The sequence below is a fragment of the Flavobacterium bomense genome, from assembly GCF_003970355.1.
Window position 1 is genome coordinate 1 of the sequence record NZ_RYDJ01000282.1, and the last position, 1,038, is coordinate 1,038.

A 1,038-nucleotide genomic window follows, 5' to 3' on the forward strand; every position below is an offset into this window, starting at 1 on the left:
GACCTAAATCAATCGCTTTTTGGAAATTTCCCAACTTGAAATTCATATCAGCTTGGTAATAAGACATTTTTTCCTTGTATTTTTCTTCACCAGAAACTTCGTCAAAATACTTGGTGGCTTGTTTGTAATCGTCTCCTTCATAAGCCATAAAACCCAGATAATACTTGGCTTGCGAACCGTATTCAGCTGAATTTGTCACTTTATTAAAATAGGTTGTAGCTTCCTTTTTATTTTTGGAAACAAAAAAACTATACCCTTTTTGAAAATTGAATTTATCTCTATCGTTGCCGCTCAAATTGCCTTCATCCACTTTGTCGAACCATTGTAAGGCTTGTGGATAATTTCCTTGGGCAAAGTAAAATTGTGCCACTCCAATATATGCCTGGTTTTGTTTTCTGCTAGTAGGATAATCCGTAACGAAATGTTCCATTAGCACATCGGCACCTGATTGGTTGGTTCGAATGGCGCAATTCGCGATATAAAAAAAACAGTCGGATTTCAGTTCTTCATTGGCTGTAGCCGACTTCACTTTTTCAAAAAGTAACTGAGCCGAAGCATATTGATTTTCATTATACAACAAAATCGCTTTATCAAAATCTTTCGAATCGTTTGTATATATTGCTGATTTTTGGGCTGAAACAGACAGAGATTGAATAAATAGGAACAAAAAGAAAAGCCAAGAAATTTTTCGCATTGTGATTTTGATTTAATAATTCAAATATATCATATTCTAAAGGGTATAACGGAATGCAATTGGTTTTTATTATGAACAAAAGTTTTAACAAATAGCAAAACGCAGATAATCAACAAAAATATTTTTTTGTTTGCTCGTGTGCTAATTGATAATTACATTTACCAAATAAAATAACACCCATTATGTCAAAAACCGTATTATCTTTAAAAAATGTAAGCCTAGCTCAAGGAGGTAAAACTATCTTATCCAATGTAAACCTTGAAGTTAATCACGGAGAATTTATATATATCATCGGAAAAACGGGGTCCGGAAAAAGCACTTTTATGAAAGCTCTTTACGCTGAT

2 protein-coding genes are annotated in these 1,038 nt (G+C 33.1%); one reads left to right on the forward strand and one right to left on the reverse strand.

Features of this window, described 5'->3' with window-relative positions; translation table 11 throughout:
* Window positions 1-694 (reverse strand): tetratricopeptide repeat protein (locus EKL98_RS17315; RefSeq protein ID WP_126563264.1); only part of this gene is annotated, 694 nt, incomplete at its 3' end.
* Between the two features lie 182 nt (window positions 695-876).
* Between EKL98_RS17315 and EKL98_RS17320 the strand changes: the two genes are divergently transcribed.
* On the forward strand, window positions 877-1,038 hold a 162-nt coding region (locus tag EKL98_RS17320), incomplete at its 3' end, for an ATP-binding cassette domain-containing protein (protein ID WP_126563265.1).